The organism is Brevibacillus composti (assembly GCF_016406105.1).
In the GTDB taxonomy this organism is placed as follows: Bacteria; Bacillota; Bacilli; order Brevibacillales; family Brevibacillaceae; genus Brevibacillus; species Brevibacillus composti.
Window position 1 is genome coordinate 772811 of record NZ_CP066308.1, and the last position, 17587, is coordinate 790397.

The 17587-nt window shown below is 53.9% G+C and carries 16 protein-coding genes; 10 read left to right on the forward strand and 6 right to left on the reverse strand.

Annotated features, from left to right (window positions below; translation table 11 throughout):
• Window positions 1–46: 46 nt before the first annotated feature.
• The 3 genes from JD108_RS04015 to istA all read right to left on the reverse strand — a co-directional run bounded on the left by JD108_RS04015 (window position 47) and on the right by istA (window position 3579).
• Window positions 47–586: an ATP-binding protein gene (locus JD108_RS04015; protein ID WP_198828639.1), complete on the reverse strand. Its 540-nt coding sequence runs from the start codon at window positions 584–586 to the stop codon at window positions 47–49.
• 407 nt (window positions 587–993) lie between these two features.
• Entirely contained in the window at window positions 994–2148 is a 1155-nt protein-coding gene (locus tag JD108_RS04020; protein WP_198826839.1) for an IS4 family transposase, read from the reverse strand.
• Between the two features lie 105 nt (window positions 2149–2253).
• A complete protein-coding gene (gene istA, locus JD108_RS04025; RefSeq protein ID WP_228728301.1) occupies window positions 2254–3579 on the reverse strand; it encodes an IS21 family transposase in 1326 nt (441 codons plus the stop codon).
• 418 nt (window positions 3580–3997) lie between these two features.
• Between istA and JD108_RS04030 the strand changes: the two genes are divergently transcribed.
• From JD108_RS04030 to JD108_RS04055, 6 genes are all read left to right on the forward strand, one after another.
• Window positions 3998–5236 carry an efflux RND transporter periplasmic adaptor subunit gene (locus JD108_RS04030; protein ID WP_198828640.1) on the forward strand — a complete coding sequence of 413 codons (1239 nt, stop codon included), beginning with the start codon at window positions 3998–4000 and terminating at the stop codon, window positions 5234–5236.
• The gene (locus tag JD108_RS04035; RefSeq protein ID WP_198828641.1) at window positions 5229–8483 is read left to right on the forward strand and encodes an efflux RND transporter permease subunit; all 3255 of its coding nucleotides are present in this window, start codon (window positions 5229–5231) and stop codon (window positions 8481–8483) included. Before JD108_RS04030 ends, JD108_RS04035 begins: the two co-directional genes overlap by 8 nt.
• A 181-nt stretch (window positions 8484–8664) precedes the next feature.
• Window positions 8665–9150 (forward strand): VanZ family protein, encoded by a 486-nt coding sequence (locus JD108_RS04040; protein ID WP_228728404.1) that lies wholly within the window; start codon window positions 8665–8667, stop codon window positions 9148–9150.
• Window positions 9147–9293 carry a hypothetical protein gene (locus JD108_RS04045; protein WP_198828643.1) on the forward strand — a complete coding sequence of 49 codons (147 nt, stop codon included), beginning with the start codon at window positions 9147–9149 and terminating at the stop codon, window positions 9291–9293. Before JD108_RS04040 ends, JD108_RS04045 begins: the two co-directional genes overlap by 4 nt.
• A 108-nt stretch (window positions 9294–9401) precedes the next feature.
• Complete coding sequence (locus JD108_RS04050) at window positions 9402–9815, forward strand: S1 RNA-binding domain-containing protein (protein WP_198828644.1); 414 nt, start codon at window positions 9402–9404, stop codon at window positions 9813–9815.
• 94 nt (window positions 9816–9909) lie between these two features.
• The gene (locus JD108_RS04055; protein WP_198828645.1) at window positions 9910–10731 is read left to right on the forward strand and encodes an alpha/beta hydrolase family protein; all 822 of its coding nucleotides are present in this window, start codon (window positions 9910–9912) and stop codon (window positions 10729–10731) included.
• On the opposite strand, the gene JD108_RS04060 is transcribed toward JD108_RS04055, so the two are convergent.
• The 3 genes from JD108_RS04060 to JD108_RS04070 all read right to left on the reverse strand — a co-directional run bounded on the left by JD108_RS04060 (window position 10728) and on the right by JD108_RS04070 (window position 14095).
• Window positions 10728–12551, reverse strand: a complete 1824-nt coding sequence (locus JD108_RS04060) for an ATP-binding protein (RefSeq protein WP_198829983.1) — start codon at window positions 12549–12551, stop codon at window positions 10728–10730. The genes JD108_RS04055 and JD108_RS04060 overlap by 4 nt on opposite strands.
• A gap of 20 nt (window positions 12552–12571) precedes the next feature.
• A complete protein-coding gene (locus JD108_RS04065) occupies window positions 12572–13564 on the reverse strand; it encodes a BMP family ABC transporter substrate-binding protein (protein ID WP_198828646.1) in 993 nt (330 codons plus the stop codon).
• A gap of 135 nt (window positions 13565–13699) precedes the next feature.
• Complete coding sequence (locus tag JD108_RS04070) at window positions 13700–14095, reverse strand: hypothetical protein (RefSeq protein ID WP_198828647.1); 396 nt, start codon at window positions 14093–14095, stop codon at window positions 13700–13702.
• 162 nt (window positions 14096–14257) lie between these two features.
• Between JD108_RS04070 and JD108_RS04075 the strand changes: the two genes are divergently transcribed.
• The 4 genes from JD108_RS04075 to ald all read left to right on the forward strand — a co-directional run bounded on the left by JD108_RS04075 (window position 14258) and on the right by ald (window position 17510).
• Complete coding sequence (locus JD108_RS04075) at window positions 14258–14419, forward strand: hypothetical protein (protein WP_198828648.1); 162 nt, start codon at window positions 14258–14260, stop codon at window positions 14417–14419.
• A 126-nt stretch (window positions 14420–14545) separates the two neighbouring features.
• On the forward strand, window positions 14546–14899 hold the full coding sequence (locus tag JD108_RS04080; protein WP_323958402.1) for a response regulator: 354 nt from the start codon (window positions 14546–14548) through the stop codon (window positions 14897–14899).
• A 134-nt stretch (window positions 14900–15033) separates the two neighbouring features.
• Entirely contained in the window at window positions 15034–16257 is a 1224-nt protein-coding gene (locus JD108_RS04085) for a PucR family transcriptional regulator (protein ID WP_407649418.1), read from the forward strand.
• Window positions 16258–16385: 128 nt separating this feature from the next.
• Window positions 16386–17510 (forward strand): alanine dehydrogenase, encoded by a 1125-nt coding sequence (ald, locus tag JD108_RS04090; RefSeq protein ID WP_198828651.1) that lies wholly within the window; start codon window positions 16386–16388, stop codon window positions 17508–17510.
• Window positions 17511–17587 lie beyond the last annotated feature (77 nt).

Consider the following 17587-nt stretch of genomic DNA (forward strand, 5'->3'; position numbering starts at 1 on the left):
TCATAGCTTAACTGGGTTACCAAGTGAAAGAAAAAAGTGTTCATTTCTATTTGGCGGATACTGTTGAATTTAGTTTAGCAGTTACAAGGGGTACATAGCCTAATTCATCAAGAATTAATAGATCCAGGCTCTCTATTTGTTTAAACAGCCTACCGAGAGTTCCTTTCTCGTTAACCTCTAACAGGCTGTTCACGAGTTGAGCGACTGTATAGAAGCGCACCCGTTTTTGGCTTTTTTGGATGCAGTTCCAGCCTGCCAAGGCTGCCATAAGCGTTTTCCCGACCCCGACGCCTCCATATAGGATTAAATTCTCTTTTCTCTCTATGAACCTGCCTTGCAAGATTTCTTCCTTTGTAATGTTTCCATTCATATGAATACCGTGCCATTCTAGCTGCTTGCCAGATATATCCGGCAAACAGGATTGACTGAGAAGGAGATTGAGCTTCCGTTCCTCTCGTTGCTGTATTTCCCTTTCGAATAAGCAGAGCAGAAATTCTTCATGTGTTTCAGCTTCCACCGCGTGATAATTCTCCCGTATCCAACTTAATTTCAAACGCTTGGCATGCTCTTCAATGAGGCTTCTCACCGCTGCTCACCTCCTGGCATAATCATCAACCGATCATAATGAGAGAGGCCTCTGCTTGAATTTCTAGTTGATGGCACTGAAGGCGGAAGCGACAGTGTTTCTCGAATGCCTCGTCCATTCACAAGCTGATAATAGACGTGCTTGATGGATTCCGTGGTAGGATGTCCATGTTCGGATGCAATCCGTAGGGCTTGTAGAGATATGTCGAAATCCTGTTCCTTTAATATGACGGATCAATAGCGTTGCATAAACATTGCTTTTCTATCGTTTATAGAATTTTCTGAAAACGGACCTGCCGCCGTATAGGCTAAAAAGTTAAGGGGGCTATGCATGCAAGGCAGTCATTGTCCATTTGGTAATATATAGGATTTCAAGGTGCTGATTACCTTTTCTTGCTTTGCGTTGCCTTAGCTCTTTACGACCTTCTGCCGACCTTTCGAAGTGCGTGCTGGTTTTCGAAATACAGCCGCTTTAAAAACTTCCCACGACTTGGTGAGATTCGATTTTAGTAGTCGGCTTAGATCAAGCAGCGACTTAGTTGTCGAGAGCTCCAGTTTCATCAGGAGCAGAAGGCAGTAACTAATCAGGCAAATCAGGATCTGGTTCCATACGGCGTTTTCATCTTCACCGTAGAATCGCGTCAACTTCAGATGCTGCTTCAACCATCGGAAGAAGGTTTCAATCTTCCAGCGATTGCGGTACAAGTCGCCGATTTCTTCAGCGGTCAGATCGAATCGGTTCGTTATGATTCGGATGGGATTTCCTTTTAAATCGACGGTTTCGATGAGGCGAAGAACATGCTTCATCTGTTTGGCCCCTTTGCCGATCTTCACCATGCGATCCCGAGTCATGACCGAGCCTTCCGCTGTTGGAAATTCATCCATCACTTCGACAATAGCATTGTCTTTCAACCGAGTAACGAAGAAGACTCCATCCCAGCAGTACTGGTCGTATTTCTCGTAGTCCACGTAGCCGCGGTCAAATACATAAGTAGCGCCGGTTTCATCGATGAGCGCATCCATTTGGGTGCGATCTGACGGCTTGGCCGGAGTGAGCACGGCCTTCTCCGGATAGACCGTATCCGGATCACAGAAGGTCACGCGTAAGTGGAGTTTCACGCCGGCTTTCGTTTTCCGGTACGTTGCCCACTTGTACTTGCTAAGACACAGACTCATGGTCGTGGAATCCAGCAGTTTAACCGTACCGACTCGCCCAGCGGCAGGCGTGCGAATGCGAGTGACCTGAGCGACCAGATCGACAAATAGCTGCTGTAAAAGTTCCGGCGACAGCTTGTTGTTCTTCCTGGAAAGCTGCGAAATACTGATGGAGGTGATGCCGAGTTCTTTCTGGAAGGCTTCGTTATTCTCAATTTCGGTGACAATGTCCCGCAAAGCCTTGCGCTGATTCAGCTGAGCGTCCATGAAGATGAGAAGGTACGCTAGAGTGGTAAGCTTCTTCACATACTTGTCTTCGCCGGTTTCTGTGGTCCAGTCGGAAATTATTTTTGCATTTAAGGGTGCAACCCATTTACCAAATGACGAAAGTAGTGTATCCTTGTCCATGCGTGATCTCCTATGATTAGGGATTTGGACAGGACTACCTGCTACCCTAATTATGGAGATTTTTTCTTGCAATGGACGTCTTTAATTTAACATTTTTGGCACAATTTAGAATAACAGAGAAGGGTTCGAATTTAATGCAACGCTATTGATGACGGATAAAAGTTGGAGAGCATTCCGTTTCTCCTCGACTGTACATTCACCGAAAAAGGCTTTCCATTCCTCCGGCAATTGATCGTAGAATGAGCTGTATTTCAAAGCGGTTGGCCTCTTTGCCATCAAGGTCAGATAAGGTTGCCAGTCCATCGACTTCTTTGTCTCCCCATATAATCTGGGGTGGCGTACGATCACTTCATTTTCCTCGTTCAGAAGCGAGATCGTATCAAATGAGATCTTCGCCAAGACCGCTTGTCCCGCAAAGCGTGGCGAAGTGGAATATTGCTTTTGGTCAATACGGACGATTCCGTATTTATCCGCTTTGACCTGCTCGAACCGAACGCATTCGTACGCTTTACCGGGCAGTTGGAGGAAGCGCTCCTTGTCTTCCAAATATAGTTCGGCAATCAGGGTATCCTTTTCATAGTGGCAACGTTTCCGATCCCCCAGGCTCCAATTCAGGGTCTTCTCATTCAAGACCGACAGGTCTTCATAGTGGATTTCCGGCAACAGATAGTTGTTTCGTATGTATTTGACCATCGCTTCCACGTGCCCTTTCTCGTTTCCGCTTCCCGGATTGCAGAATTCATATTGGAAGCCATAATGGGCAACAAAACGAGCGAATTCCTCTGTTACTTGCCGTTCCCCGTTTGGCAGCACTTTCTTCACCGCAGGTGACAGGTTATCGAAACGGATCGTATGCGGCACGCCTTCTAGAAAGGCGAACATGTTCGTCAGTCCTTGTAGAAAACACTCCCGGTTTTGGGAAGGGAACACTTGAAACAGGAATGAATTGCTGTAAGGGAATGAGAGGACGAGGAAGGGCAAGATGACCTCTTTTCCCCTGTGCTTAAAAGGAGCTTCCCCAAAATCTACCTGTGCTGTGCCGGCCTTCGCCTCTAACGGTAAGGCAGTGTCATTGCTCTCGTCCAATAAGGCGGCTTTCCTTTTCGCCACATAGGCACGAATCGTACGGTCAGAGCCTTGGAATCCATGTTCCGAAACGAGAAGAGTATAGATTCGCTTTGCGGTTCTTCTGAACTTCTTTTTCTTCCCCATATCTTCAAGTAGCCATTGATCAACGATTGGTTTAACCGGATCCATTACATTGGCTTTCCTTGTCTGTACAGACTTCACCTCCTGATTGAAATCCTCCATCTCCGAATACTTCTTGATTGTCCTGCGATCCATATTCATCTGTCTTGCAACAGAAGAGTAGGAGCGACCTTTTGTGTTTGTTTCATGTCTGATATAATTGACTTCAGCCATTGCTAACATCTCCTATATACCTCCCATGAACGTTATGCCCAACGGGGAGTGTATGTTTTTTAATAGATGTTGGCAAGTGGCTCTTTTTAATATGAGCATAAATTAGCTGCCATTTAGTACATTTAAATCATGCCATAAACAGTGGGGAATTCATTCATAATCGGTGGGTTAAAATGAGCAAAACAATTGGATTGTTGTAAATGTAAGTTAGTTGTTTTTTACTTTCAAAAATTCTATTGTGTTTCCACACTAAAATCCGAATACCCCAAAAAGGCAAGTTAAATCCTAAAGAAAAATAAAAAGTGACAGAAAAGTGTTACAAATAACGGGAGATTCTGTAAAATATAATTTGGTCGATAAAAATCGAAAATGATTTCTTTTCATGCGAACATACAGGAAATTCGAGTTTTGAGCAGGAGCTGATGGAATGAAGAAATGGGTCGGTCTCACGCTGGCTGCCCTGCTCCTCGCAGGGTGCGAAAAGCTGGATCAGAATGTGCAACAAATGAAAAAACGGTTTGAAGAAGAGGCCGTTGTCAAAGTAAAGACCGTGAAAGCCTATACCGTGGAGCAGCAGGAGGGACTTACGCAGGAGATCTCCGGTGTGGTCTCGCCGCTAAAGGAGCTGTCGCTCTCCTTTGGACGCTCGGGACAAATCTCACGGATTATGGTCCAAAAAGGCAGCGCAGTCAAGCAAGGGCAGGTGCTGGCTGCGCTTGATACCTCGCTTTTTCAGCAGGAGGTGACGGCGGCGCAGGGACAGGTGGCCAGTGCCAGCATCCGCCGGGCACAAGCTCTACAGGGACCGGAGCAGCATGAATTGGAGACGCAGCGCCTGCAGGTGGAGAAGGCGAGACAGAATGCCGCCAAGGCCGCGGAAGAGCATGCCCAGGCCAAAATCCTCTATGCGAATGGAGCGATCTCCAAGGATGAGCTGGATCGGCAGGCATTGGCGGACAAGCAGGCAGCGCTGCAGCTGCAAGAGCAGCAGATCCGCTACGACACTCTGCGACAAGGCGCCGACAAGCTGGAGGTCGAGGCGGCCAATGCGGCCGTGCAGCAGGCTCATGTCCAGTTGAGCCGTGCCCAGCAGGAAGCGGCCGATGCGCTGTTGAAAGCGCCTTTTTCCGGCATCGTGGCGTCGATTTCCCAGACGGAGTCCGAGCGGACCGGTCCCGGACAGGAGGTGCTTCGCCTGGTCGATACCTCCGGCTGGCTGGTGACGCTGCAGGTGGACAGCAGCCAGATCGGCAGCTGGCAGACGGGCAAGAAGGTCATCGTCAAGGCGGCGGACGGCTCCGAGGCCGAGGGGGTCACCACCTTCGTCGCTCCGGTTCTGGATACGTCCACAGGCACCTATCCGGTGGAGGTGACCGTTCGCGACAAAGCCGAGCATTGGCGAGGCGGGATGGCCGTCACCTGCGTATACGAAGTGAAGACGGAAGGCTCTCTCTTGGTCCCGATCTCCAGTGTCGGCGTCGCGGAGGAGTCCTACTATGTGATGAAAATCGATGACAATTCGATCAAGAAAGCGCCCGTTGTGGTGGGCAATCTGTACGGCACTTTTTACGAAGTCCTGGAGGGCTTGGAGCCGGGCGACCAGATTGTCTCCTCCGGCTTGTCCTACGTAGTGGATGGCGAGGCGGTGAAGGTGGCCGATGAATAAGGGCTCGTTTGCTTCGACATGGCCGGTGCTGGCCAAGCTGCTGGCTTTGCTGTGCTGTCTCCTGGCGCTGGGCGCCGCGCTGCGCATGGAAATCAGGCTGTTTCCCGACCGGGTCCTCCCGGAATATACGATCCGGCTGCAAGCCCCCGGCTTGAGTGCGGACCGGATCGATGAGCGGGTGACCCGCCCTGTGGAAGAGGCGATTCGCGCAAGCGGTCTGGCGCTGAAAATCTCTACGCTTTCGCAGAATCAAACGGCTTCTCTCACCGTCAAAACGAAGGTCCGGCTGTTTGGCAGCGACCGGGAAAAGCTGGAGCAAATCATGCGGGAGGTGTCCGGGACGCTGCCTCTGGACAGCTGGGAGCTGTCTTCCTCCAATCTGGCGGATGACCGTGTGGGCACCTACATGGTCTACGGTTCCGACATCCAAACCATCGCCGATGCGGCGAACAGAGACCTGTCGGAAAAATTGTCGGCCATCCCCGGGGTAGCCCGGGTGGAGGTCGACGATGCCAGCCTCAGACAGGAGGTGGAGCTGGTCTTTCATCCCACGATGCTGCGGGCGCATGGCCTGACGCCCGGCGATGTGCTCGGTCAGCTGCAGGCCAAGGGTGCCGCGGAGCAGGTCGGCACGATCGGCAAGGGAGCGGACCGGACGAATTTCCGCTGGGGCCGGGAGTGGACCAGTCCGCAGGAGCTGGCGAGCGAGCTGATCTCCACCGGAAAAGGATACGTCCCGCTGAAAACGCTGGCTGATATCCGCGACCTGCGGGGAAGCAGGGGAGAGACGGTGCATGTCTATAAAGGCTCACCGGCTGTCGCCGTGACCGTCTATGCGGCAGGAGGTTCCCAGCTGCCCCAGCTTCGCGCAGAGGTGATCAATGCGGTAGACGAGGTGAAGCAGGCTGCGGACGGCCGCTATCAGATCGACCTGATCCACGATGTCGCGTGGATCTTGTCGGCAGCTCTCCGGGATGGGAGCATTTTGGTCATTCTTTTGGCCTCGCTGACGGCGATTGCCGTAGGCCTGCGCTTGCGCAGCGTATCGGCTGGCACCCTGTCCTTTCTTTTCTTGCTTTTGTCCACAGGCGCCTTGCTCGGGGGCATGTGGCTCGTCGGGATGCCGCTTACGCTCGTTTCCCTCGGACCGGTGCTGCTGTTTGCTCTCTTGTATGCCGGTGCGGGAGTCTGGCTCTTTTTGCGGCTGGCGGAAGAGCGGGATCTCTCCGCACAGGGCTGTGTGCGCAGTGTCTGGGCGCTGATGCGGCCGATCCTGCTGGGCATTGTGATCGTGGCGGCGGTGTTCACGGGCCTTTTGACCACCGATTTCATCAAAGCCTCCGATGCGGCACTTTTGACCGATGCGCTGCCAATCATCCCCCTCGGCACCGCCGTGATGACGCTCGTCTATGGATGGATCGTCCCGGTGTTGGCTGCAGCGTGGATCCCTGAGGGTTTTCCTGCCGTCGTCAGGGAAAAGACGAGGAGAGGATGGGCGGTGCGTCTCGCGGCAAGATGGGAGCGTTCTGTCGGCCTGGGCTTTGTGCCGTATGGGGTTACGCTGGCAGCGTCCCTTTTCGCGATCGTCTTCTTTCACCCGTTTGTGCTGGTCGACCCATACGGCAAAACAGACGGGCAGCAAAAGACCCTCTCTCTGTCCATGATTCAGGGGAGCAGCATCGATCAGTCGATGCAGGCCGCCCAAGTGGCCGAGGAGCGCTTGCGTAAGCTGGAAGAGGTGCGCGATCTCTACACGGCAGCGTCACGGGAAAGCCTCACCTTTTATCTGCATCTGGAGGAAAAAGACAATTGGACGCGCAGCCGGATGGATTTGGAAAAGGAGCTGGACAAAGCTCTCAGAGAGGTACCCCATACCGATCCATTCGCGATGATCGTCTCCGAGGATCAGAAAACCAGGCTGGAGCTCACGATAAAAGGGCCGTCTCTGCACACGTCCAAAGAGATCGCCGATCAGCTGGTCACCCTGATGAAAGGGTTGCAGTGGACGGATGAGGATGGCCGCGAGATCATTACCGACGAGAGGATCGGGGCTGGCACCACAGGCACGTACATCGAGATGACGCCCAAACCGGAGATGCTGGCCCGCTACCAGGTGACGGAGGCAGAAATCAGGCGTCAGCTGGCGAGCTATCTGGGGAGACAGGCAGCCGGCAGTCTCGCCTGGAATGAGCGCGCGATCCCTGTGACGGCCCGCTTTCCCGACAATTGGATGGAGCATCCGGATCAGGTGAAAAACATCCTCGTCCGCACCCCTGGCGGAGCTGTCCGCCTGCAGGATCTGGCCGAGTGGAGGCTGGCCGACGAACCGCCTGTATTCCAACGGGAGGACGGTCAGTATGTGATCAAGGTAAGCAGTGCCGTCTCTCAGCCCGACTGGATTGACGGCTTGGCCTTTTCGATTCCGTTGCAGATGGAACAGAAGATGCCCATACCGGAGGGGTACCGCATCCTGACGGCCAATGAACTGAAGAAAGAGCAGGAGCAGGAGACGAAAAACACCGACAAGACCGGCCGCTTTCTCGCGGTAAGCGGGGCCGTCCTGATCGTGCTGGCGGCTGCTCTGGCGCTTCAGCGAAGATTGCGCGACAGCATCATCGCGCTCGCCTTCGTGCCTGTGCTCGCAGGAGGCGTCATGTTTGGCCTCTTGCTGCTCGACCGTCCGCTGAATGTGATGGGCTTCTACGGAATGGCCGCCACGTCGGCTTTGCTGGTGCAGCAGACACTGCTTTTCCTGGACCGCCTGCACCTGTCGGCCAAAGCTGCGGAGACGATCATGGACGGCGTAAAGGCCGCCTCGTCTCGGGCCGTACCTGCCCTCCTGATCGTACTCTCCTCGGTCATCCTGGCCAGTCTGCCTTTTGGACTGGGCTGGGGAAGCGGGGATGATGTGCACGGCTCCTTCTCGGCAACCTTGCTGCTCGGCACGATTTTGGCCGGGTATGCAGCGATCGTCCTGGTACCCGGCGTGCACACGGCTGCGGAGAACCGCCGCTTGTACAGTCAGCCTTGGACGATTCCGCTCATCCGCAAACGGCTGCGGAACTGGTGGGAAAATGAAAAGGTGCGGCGGCAGGATCGCCGCGAGTTGAAACGAAGCCGATTCTCCCGACAGACGGGGGATGATTCCGGGGAGCGGGTGCACGAGAGCGCATCGGGCCGGCCCGGGGAGCTGTCCGACGAGGATTTCCTCCCATTGCCCAGAGAAGTGAGAGATGCCAACCTGTGATGGTTGGCATTTTCTTTGGGCATGCGCTCGTCTTTTACACGGCCAGGGAGAAAAGTAGCAGGGGAAAAAATACGCATTTCGGTCCAGAGCACACCCGCATTTTTTTGCTATGATAAAAAGAAGCGGCAAATTTTCACGGCAATGATCGTTTCCGAAGAGAAGGAGGAGCGTAGTGGGGAGAATGAAACGGGTGATCGATATCCTCCTCTTGGTGTGCATTTTGGCTGGGTTGTTCATCTCATCCTCCCAGCCGTACACCAAACAGGATTTGCGAGGGACGATCTCCCAGTACGTAGATGAAAAAACAGTTTCCGAAAAATGGAAGAATCTCTCTTTTCATTACGGGAAAAAAGAGATCAGCATGGACGACACGGGTGCGGCGGGAATGATCGAATTCTTTCTGCGCAAAGGGACGCATTTTACGGTCTTTGCCCTTTTGACGGCCGTCCTCTATCGCGTATTGCGGCATCGGCTCAGCGCAGCGGCAGCTCTCCCCTGGAGCGCGTTTCTCAGTCTGGCCGCCGCCGTTCTGGACGAGTGGCATCAGACGTTCACGCCGGATCGGACCGGACAGGTGGCGGATGTGGTCCTGGACGGCCTCGGGTCAGGGACGATGCTGTTGATCATCGCTGTGGGCCTGGGCTTGAAAAATAGGAAAAAGAAATGATAAAATCTGAAAATCTCAACCATCCTATGATGGGAAAGCAAGTGCAGGCAGGGGCAGGAGGGCAGATGAAAAAGCGCGGAGCGGTACGCTATCCGCTCGCGGAAAAAACCGGCGGGGAACCCTCGCGGCAAGTGCGCACCTAGAAAGAATAGGCTTTTCAGTCGTTGATTATCTCTGCTATACTATTGTAATGAGGCTTCTGGTAGAGGTTCTCACCATTTTTGGGAAATAATAAAAGGAGTGCAAACTGAATGGCAGTACAAGTGGGAAGCATCATCGAGGGAAAAGTGACAGCGATTAAACCGTTTGGGATGTTCGTAGCAGTCAGCGAAACCGAGCAGGGCTTAGTCCACATTTCCCAAGTTGCGAACGGTTTTGTAAAGGATATCAACGAACACTTTTCCGTCGGGGATCAAGTCAAAGTAAAGGTCCTCTCCATTGATGATGCAGGCAAGATCTCGCTTTCGGTTCGTGCCGCACTGCCTGCTCCCGAGCGTCCGGAGCGCGAGGAGCGTCGTGGCGGTGGATATCGTGGGGGCGACCGCGGAGGCAATTCAAGAAGAGACAGCGGGGCTTCCTTCGAAGACAAATTGAAAAAATGGCTGAAGCACAGCGAAGAGAACCTGGCTACCATTAACAAAAAGAACGCAAAACGTGGCTACTAGGCCTTGGCATAATGACGAGAGAAAGAGGGGCGGAACCTAACCGTCCTTTTTTCTTTTTTACATAATAGGCAAAAAGAGGGAAGGGGGTGTCAACATGAACAACTGCCAAGAAACCGTGCGAAAACAAATCGAGTCCGTCTTCGCCGATGTCCGGGCGGAAGAATCGGTACAAGAGGGAGTCTCTCTCTATACGGTCGGCTACCAAAGCGAAGGGCTCCACGTCAAAGCGCTGCTCGCTGTTCCTCAGCACACGGAGGAAATGCTCCCGGCTCTGCTGTATTGCCGCGGAGGCATTAAGGGCGTCGGCAGGGTGAGGCCGGAGCGGATCAGCCAGATGGCGGCTTTCGGGTATGTGATCCTGGCTCCCCATTACCGCGGAAATGAAGGTGGGGAGGGCAGAGATGAATTCGGCGGGGCCGACCGGCAGGATGTCTTCTCCGCGTATGAGCGGCTGCGCAGCCTTCCGCTCGTGGACAGGGAGAGAATCAGCGTCTACGGCTTTTCGCGCGGGGGAATCATGGCCCTGCTGGCGGCGATCGAGTGTGAGGGTCTCCGGGCCGCTGTCGTCTGGGCTGGCGTGAGCGATCTGCGGCTGACCTACGAAGAGCGTGTCGATCTGCGGAAAATGCTGCGGCGTGTCGTCGGGCATCCGCGCAAGCAGGAAGAGGCTTACATCGAGCGATCCCCTGTGTTTCGGGCTGCGGAAATCAAATGCCCGGTGCTGATCATTCACGGGACCGAAGATGAGAACGTGGGGGTCTTGCATGCACGCCGCCTGGCTGATGCCCTGCAGGCATGCGGCAAGCCGTATGAGTTGTGGCTGGCCGAGGGAGCCAGCCACCTGTTTAAGGGCGATCAACTGGAGGCATACACCAGACGCATGTTCGATTGGCTCGATCAGGTGGACAACCCTTAGAGACGCCGTTGGGGGTGGAGCGGCAGTGTGATGACGATCTCCGTTCCTACCCCGACCTCGCTGAAAATCTGCATGCTGCCGCCGTGATTCTCCACCATGCGGCGCGAGATGGGCAAGCCCAAACCGGTTCCTTCTTCTTTCAGCGAGAAGAATGGGTCGAAAATGCGGATCAAATGCTCGCTTGGGATGCCGCTGCCGTTGTCCGAAACGTAGATGCGCACGTAAGAATCCACCACTTCGCTTTTCAGGAGAAGCGTTCCTCCGTTTTTCATCGCCTCGATGCTGTTCTTCATCAGGTTGAGCAGAATTTGCTTCAGCTGCTCGACATCCACTTCCAGCCGCGTCTCTTTGTCCAGCAGGTCGAGAATCTCGATGCCGTGCAGCGCGGCCTCTCCTTTCATCAAAGGAAGGATCGAATCCACCACTTCGCATAGAGAAGTCTCCCGATAATTGGGCTCCGAAGGTTTGGAGAGCATGAGCAGCTCCGTCACAATGCGGTTGACCCGCTCGATCTCTTCCAGGATCAGCGGGAGGTAGTGGCGATCCCGTTCCTCCTCCGGGAGCCGCTGCTGAAGCAGCTGGATAAACCCGTAAATCACCGTAAGCGGATTGCGAATTTCATGGGCGGCCCCGGCGGCAAGCTGTCCCACCATCGCCAGTTTTTCCGATTGATGCAAGTATTCCTGGAATTGCTCCTGTTCGGTAATGTCGGAGAAGGCCACCATCCATCCCGCTTCCTGATCGAACTGGTTGCGCAGAGGCACATAGGAGACCAGAGCGGTCAATGTGCTGCCGTCCTCCCGATACAGCTGGATCTTCCGGTTCTCAAACCACGGCGTCTGTTCGCCGGGTCCGCCTGTCCAGAGATCGGGCTCCTTGGTTAGCGGAAAGAAATTGCCATCCAGTTGGACCAGTTCCTTCGCCTTTTGATTGATGTGTACCCACTCCGAACCGAAGTGGCGGGTGATGATGCCCACCGGAAGCGAGTTCAATATCTGCTCTCGGACGTTTTTCTCTTCCTCCAGCACATGCCTGCGCTCCTCGTCCTTCTGGAAGAGCTGGTAAATGCTGGTGGACATTTTGTTGAATTCCTGCGCCAGCTCATGAAAATCATCTTTGGTCTTGTAGGTGATCTGCTTGCCAAACGTCCCTTTGGAAACCTCGCCTACCTGTTGAATCAGGGACTGGATCGGACGGATCAGCTCCCTGCGGAAGTAAAAGGTGCAAAACAGTCCAAACAGGATGGCCGCCACAGATACGCTGTAAGTCAGAATGAGCGATACCTTCAGCGATTCATTTGTCTCCTGAAATTCCTTGTTCGTCTGAAACTCCAGCTGATGGAGGGAGTATGTCACATGCCGCTCCAGTTGTTTGATGCGCGGCTGCACGTCATGTTCGAGCACGTAGCTGACCGCTGTCACATTGCTGGCCTGAAGCAGCGGATTGATTTTGTTCAGGAAAATGAAATCAAGCTGCCGGATCAGTTCGATGACGGACAAGAGTTCACTGTTTTCTTCTGTTTTTGGAATGGCCGAAAAGCGAGAGGTATTAAGAAGATTTGTGTAATACTGATCCAAATAAGACGGCTCCCGCGTCAGTGTGTACATATTGAGCGCATAGGTTTTCAGGTACAACTGGTTTTTGACGTCCAGGAGGGCGCTTGCCTGCGGCAGGACGTTTTGGGTCAGATGCATCTCGTCGGCGGTCACCTTGGTCATCTGGAAACTGAAGATGGTTGTGACAAAACCGATGAGGAGCATCATGACCAGGTAGCTGAGCATGATCTTCTTCTGAAAACCTAAGCTGCGAAACGGAGACATCATCTAACTCCTCCATATAACTAGCGTTGGTTTATGAGCCTTTCCAGATCCCTTTTGATCTCGTCTCGTACCGCCTGGGGCACCATCGGCCCGAATCCGCTGAGACGATTGACTCCCTCTTTTAAGCCATAGGTAACCGTCCCCGCAGGCAAGTCGCCGGACGTAAACTGCTGGACTACGGTCCGGTAGCATTGCTGAACGTCCTGAATCATCGAGGCGAGCACGTGATCCGGCGCGATGTAGCGCTGGTCGGCAATGTAGCCGATGGCATAGATGTCGGCTCGCTGGGCCTCCGTGATAACGGCCAGATTCAGGCTGTCACCGGTCGTATAGATGACGTCAACGCCTTTGGCAATCATGTCCCTGGCCGCCGCAGTGGCACCCGTGATATCGTTGAAATCCTGGATTTTGCCGACGATCACCTCCGCGCTTGGCGAGGTCTCCTTGACGGCTTTCGTAAATCCGGAAAGTTGGTCATATTCCGTTGGTTTATCGATAATAATATAGCCTACTTTGTTGGAATTGGACATACGGGCTGCCAGCCGCCCTACCAGATAACCGGCCGGCCACATGTCATAGCGGATCGTCGTCTGGTTGAGATGGGGGGCTTCGCCGTTAAATGATACGAAACGAGTCTCGGGATAGTAGGGAGCAACTTCAGAGAAGGGCTGGGAAAAGATGACGCCGTGTCCGAAGATGAGGTCGTAGCCGCTCGAAGCGTAATCCTTGGCGACGTTGGCGATCTGATCGGGGTCCAAATTGCTGGCGATGTCCAGCAAAAAGCTGTGCGTTTTTTGCAGTTCGATCAAACTCTCCAAAGCGCTGCTGTTCCATCCTTGATCATAGGTGGGGCCTTCCAGCATGAGGGCGATTTTGATCTGACGGTCAGGCATGCCGGTAGCGTCTATTCTCTTCAAATGTTGCAAGCTGGTCAGGAACTGGCTGGTATTGAGCACCAACAGCGCGATCACCAGGCAGAGAAACAAGACGGGAATGGGCTGGAGCTTGGGCATGACTGTTACTACCTCCAAACTAAGAAACGTAATTGAACACATTTCTACAATTTCGGACAAAATCCTCCCTGTAAAAAAGAGGAGGCCGATGCTCCACGAAAGCATCGGCCTCAAAAGGAATTCATCGGACCCGGGTCAGAAACGGTAGCCGCTGCGCAAAGCGCGCTGATTTTCGGTCGCATGCGCAGCGTGCTGGGAGAGGTGCGAATTAGCCGGATTGGAAGGATGTGCATAGGGATTGTGGTACTGGTTAAGCGATTGAATCGCTTCGGGAGAGATTTGCCCCCTGAAAACGAGTGCGACGGGGGAAACCTGATCGTTATACGCTGTCATTTTTTCGTTGTAGGCGTTCAGGTACTGGCTCTGCCCCTGACCCCCCTGCGGGTTGTAGGCCTGGGCGCTGCGATGGTGCAGGTCAGCCTGCTCCTGATGATACATCGCTTGCTGCTGGTAGGCTTGCGCATGGCGTCGGTGCAGATCGGCATACTGCTGATGGATGTGGCCGGGATGTTGCTCGTTACGCTGGTACATGTGTGCCTCCCCTTTCGATGCGTGGTTTTGTGCAGGGCAAAACGGTGGCAGGTTCGCCACTCAAAGTATGTCCAACTAGGGGTCCTGATCATGCGAGCAAGGAATGGGAACAGAAGGCTCAGGGCATGATAACCCTGACGGAACATACAGGAGGTGGAGCCGGTGAAAAAGGATCTGATTGAAATTCCCCCCATCCATATCCCCGACGAAGTCAGACAGGTGGATTTGCCGGAAATAGGGGAAACCACGCCTCACCCCGAGCCGGATAGTCCCGCGGTCCATACAGAAGAAACGGACCGTTCGATCGGATTTACAGCCGAGTGAGCAGGCCGGAGCCGAAAGCTGACGGGCAAACTGCAATTTCGACAAAAACTGCTATTTTCTCTCGTGGACAAGTCTCTCATTTTCTGTAAAAGTAAGGAGATGAGACATTTCAGGGGGGAAAGCTACGTGGCCCGTTTGTTGATTGTAGACGATGCGGCGTTCATGAGAAAACTCCTGACCGAGATGGTTGCCGGGAAGCACGAGGTATGTGGAGAGGCGACCACCGGACTGGAGGCAATCGAGAAGTACAAGGAATTGAGGCCCGACATCGTCACGATGGACATCACCATGCCAGGCATGCAAGGAATCGAAGCGATGAGAGAAATCCTGACGATCGATGAAGAGGCCAAGGTCCTCATCTGTTCGGCGATCGGTCACAGGCAAAAAGTGCTGGAAGCCATGAAAAACGGAGCTCGCGACTTTGTGGTCAAACCCTTTCAAAAAGAACAAATCCTGGACGCCATCTCTCGTCTGGTGTAACGATAGGAGAAACGCCGCCTCACCGTCAGGGCGGCTTTTTCACGTTTTTTGCGAGAACGTCACGCCATCTTTCCGGTATAATGGAGTCATAGCCTCACACGAGTGGCAAAGAGGGTGGAGCTGTGTCCAATCAAATGAATTATTTCCAAAATTATCAGCATGCCGATATTGATGAGCTGGCCGATGTCATCGGGGAGCTTTTGCAAAATCCGATCACGATCGAGGACGCCGACCACAAGCTGATCGCGTACAGCACTCATGGCGAGAGCACCGACCAGGCCAGGTGGTCCACCATCATGAGCAGGCGGGTGCCGGAAAAGGTCCTGACCCGGCTGTGGAAGGACGGCGTCTTCCAGGAGCTTCTGACGAAGGATGAGCCTGTCCACATCCCTGCCAAAGATGAGGTAGGGCTGGGAAAACGGGTCGCCATCGCGATTCGCAAAGGAAGCGATGTGCTCGGGTACATCTGGGCCATCGAGGTCAACCGTCCGATTACCGAGGAAGACGACGAAATTTTGCGCCAGGCAGCCCGGTCTGCCGTCTCCCGGCTCATCCAGCGGCAGGGCAAGCGGAAAGCGGAGGAGCAGCGGCGCAAAGAGTTTTTATGGGAGCTGCTGCTGGGCAACCACTCCAGCGACACCCTGATCCGCCAGAAGGCGGAGAGCCTGCAGTTGAATCTGACCGCTCCCTACCTGATCTGCGTGATCGAGGCCGCCGGGATGCGGCTGGAGCAGTACCTCTATCCCTTGCTGATGCGGGACAAGCTGCTCTGGGTCGTAGACGGGAGTCAAATCATCCTGTTGATCGGACAGCAGGGGACGAGCAGAAAAGTGGAGGAGGCCCTGATCCGCAAAGTGCAGCAATTCCTCGCCGACTCTCTCGGTAAGCTGCAGTCGCATGAGAGCCAGGGACAGGTGACGGCAGGCTACGGGCGCAGCTACAAGGCGTACGCCGATATCGTCAAAAGCTATCACGAGGCCCTGCACGCCCTGAAGATCAAGCGGCTGTTTCCGCGGGAAACCGAGGGCATTCACGGCTATCACGAGCTGGGAATCTACCGCTATCTGATCAAGCTGAAGCAGTGGGACGAAGAACAGGGGTACGAAAATGAAAGACTGGCAAAACTAAAGCGATATGACGCGGAAAACCAGACCGCGATGACCGAAACCCTGGAGACCTATCTGGATGCCGCCGGCAAGGTAAACGTCACGGCCAATCGGCTTCATATTCACATCAATACACTCAGCTACCGATTGAAGCGAATCGAGGAAATCATGCAGGTGGATCTGGAAGACATGAATCAACGCGTCTCCCTCTATCTGGAGTTGAAACTGGACAAATTAAACAGGGAACAATAGTTCTTTTGTGGATTTTCACAAATAGGAGGAACGCAAGATTAAGGGAATCCCCAAGGAAACTCGGTCTGTAAACGCTGTACAATGTAGGTAATCTCGTTATTCGGCATTTGCAAAGGAGGACTTGTTCGATGATTGTAGGGATTCCCAAAGAGATTAAGAACAACGAAAATCGCGTAGCCATTACGCCAGCAGGTGTTGCGGCTCTGGTCCAGAATGGACATACGGTCCGCATCGAAAACAGCGCAGGTTTGGGAAGCGGTTTCACCAATGAAGATTACACAGCCGTCGGCGCCGAAATCGTAGCGACCGCTGCGGAAGCGTGGAATGCTGACATGGTGATGAAAGTAAAAGAACCGCTGCCCAGTGAATACGGCTTTTTCCGTGAGGGACAAATCCTCTTCACGTACCTGCACCTGGCTCCGGAAGCGGAACTGACTCGTGCATTGGTAGAGAAAAAAGTGGTAGCTATCGCTTATGAAACCATCCAACTGGACAATGGCGCTCTGCCGCTCCTCATGCCAATGTCCGAAGTGGCAGGACGCATGTCCGTGCAAATCGGCGCGCAATTCCTGGAAAAGCCGTATGGCGGAAAGGGTGTGCTCCTCGGGGGCGTACCAGGTGTGCAGAAGGGTGAAGTCGTCGTCATCGGCGGTGGGATCGTCGGTACCAACGCGGCGAAAATGGCGCTGGGCCTCGGTGCCAATGTAACCATCATCGACGTGAACGCGGACCGTCTGCGCCAGCTCGACGACCTGTTCCAAGGCCGCGTGCAAACGCTGATGTCCAACTCCTTCAACATCGCCAATGCCGTGAAAAAAGCGGACCTGCTCATCGGTGCCGTACTGATCCCGGGTGCTCGTGCGCCTCGTCTGGTTACAGAGGATATGGTGAAAACCATGGCTCCTGGCTCCGTCATCGTCGACGTGGCCATCGACCAAGGCGGCTCCATCGAAACCTGTGACCGCGTATCGACCCATGACAATCCGACCTATGAAAGACACGGCGTCATCCACTACTCCGTAGCCAACATGCCGGGTGCGGTAGCGCGCACGTCCACGCTGGCCCTGACCAACGTGACCTTGCCATACGCAGTGCTGCTGGCCAACAAGGGATACCGCCAAGCCATCGCCGAAAACCGTCCGCTGTCCAAAGGCGTAAACGTGATCGACGGCAAAGTGACCTACAAAGCGGTAGCCGATGCGCAAAACCTGCCGTACACACCGCTCGACGAAGCGCTGATGGTGAAAAACTAAGCAGGCACCAACCGGATATACCAAGACAAGACAACAGCCCTGCTGATCGGGGCGGGCTGTTTTTGCGTGCCAAACAG

What these genes read in the sequence shown, in the direction of transcription:
- JD108_RS04045 (WP_198828643.1), top strand. Translation starts at nt 9,147, where the DNA reads ATGATAAAATCTGAAAATCTCAACCATCCTATGATGGGAAAGCAAGTG.
- JD108_RS04060 (WP_198829983.1), bottom strand. Translation starts at nt 12,551, where the DNA reads ATGTCTCCGTTTCGCAGCTTAGGTTTTCAGAAGAAGATCATGCTCAGC.
- JD108_RS04050 (WP_198828644.1), top strand. Translation starts at nt 9,402, where the DNA reads ATGGCAGTACAAGTGGGAAGCATCATCGAGGGAAAAGTGACAGCGATT.
- JD108_RS04040 (WP_228728404.1), top strand. Translation starts at nt 8,665, where the DNA reads ATGAAACGGGTGATCGATATCCTCCTCTTGGTGTGCATTTTGGCTGGG.
- JD108_RS04020 (WP_198826839.1), bottom strand. Translation starts at nt 2,148, where the DNA reads ATGGACAAGGATACACTACTTTCGTCATTTGGTAAATGGGTTGCACCC.
- JD108_RS04070 (WP_198828647.1), bottom strand. Translation starts at nt 14,095, where the DNA reads ATGTACCAGCGTAACGAGCAACATCCCGGCCACATCCATCAGCAGTAT.
- JD108_RS04065 (WP_198828646.1), bottom strand. Translation starts at nt 13,564, where the DNA reads ATGCCCAAGCTCCAGCCCATTCCCGTCTTGTTTCTCTGCCTGGTGATC.
- istA (WP_228728301.1), bottom strand. Translation starts at nt 3,579, where the DNA reads ATGTTAGCAATGGCTGAAGTCAATTATATCAGACATGAAACAAACACA.
- JD108_RS04085 (WP_407649418.1), top strand. Translation starts at nt 15,034, where the DNA reads ATGAATTATTTCCAAAATTATCAGCATGCCGATATTGATGAGCTGGCC.
- ald (WP_198828651.1), top strand. Translation starts at nt 16,386, where the DNA reads ATGATTGTAGGGATTCCCAAAGAGATTAAGAACAACGAAAATCGCGTA.
- JD108_RS04030 (WP_198828640.1), top strand. Translation starts at nt 3,998, where the DNA reads ATGAAGAAATGGGTCGGTCTCACGCTGGCTGCCCTGCTCCTCGCAGGG.
- JD108_RS04055 (WP_198828645.1), top strand. Translation starts at nt 9,910, where the DNA reads ATGAACAACTGCCAAGAAACCGTGCGAAAACAAATCGAGTCCGTCTTC.
- JD108_RS04035 (WP_198828641.1), top strand. Translation starts at nt 5,229, where the DNA reads ATGAATAAGGGCTCGTTTGCTTCGACATGGCCGGTGCTGGCCAAGCTG.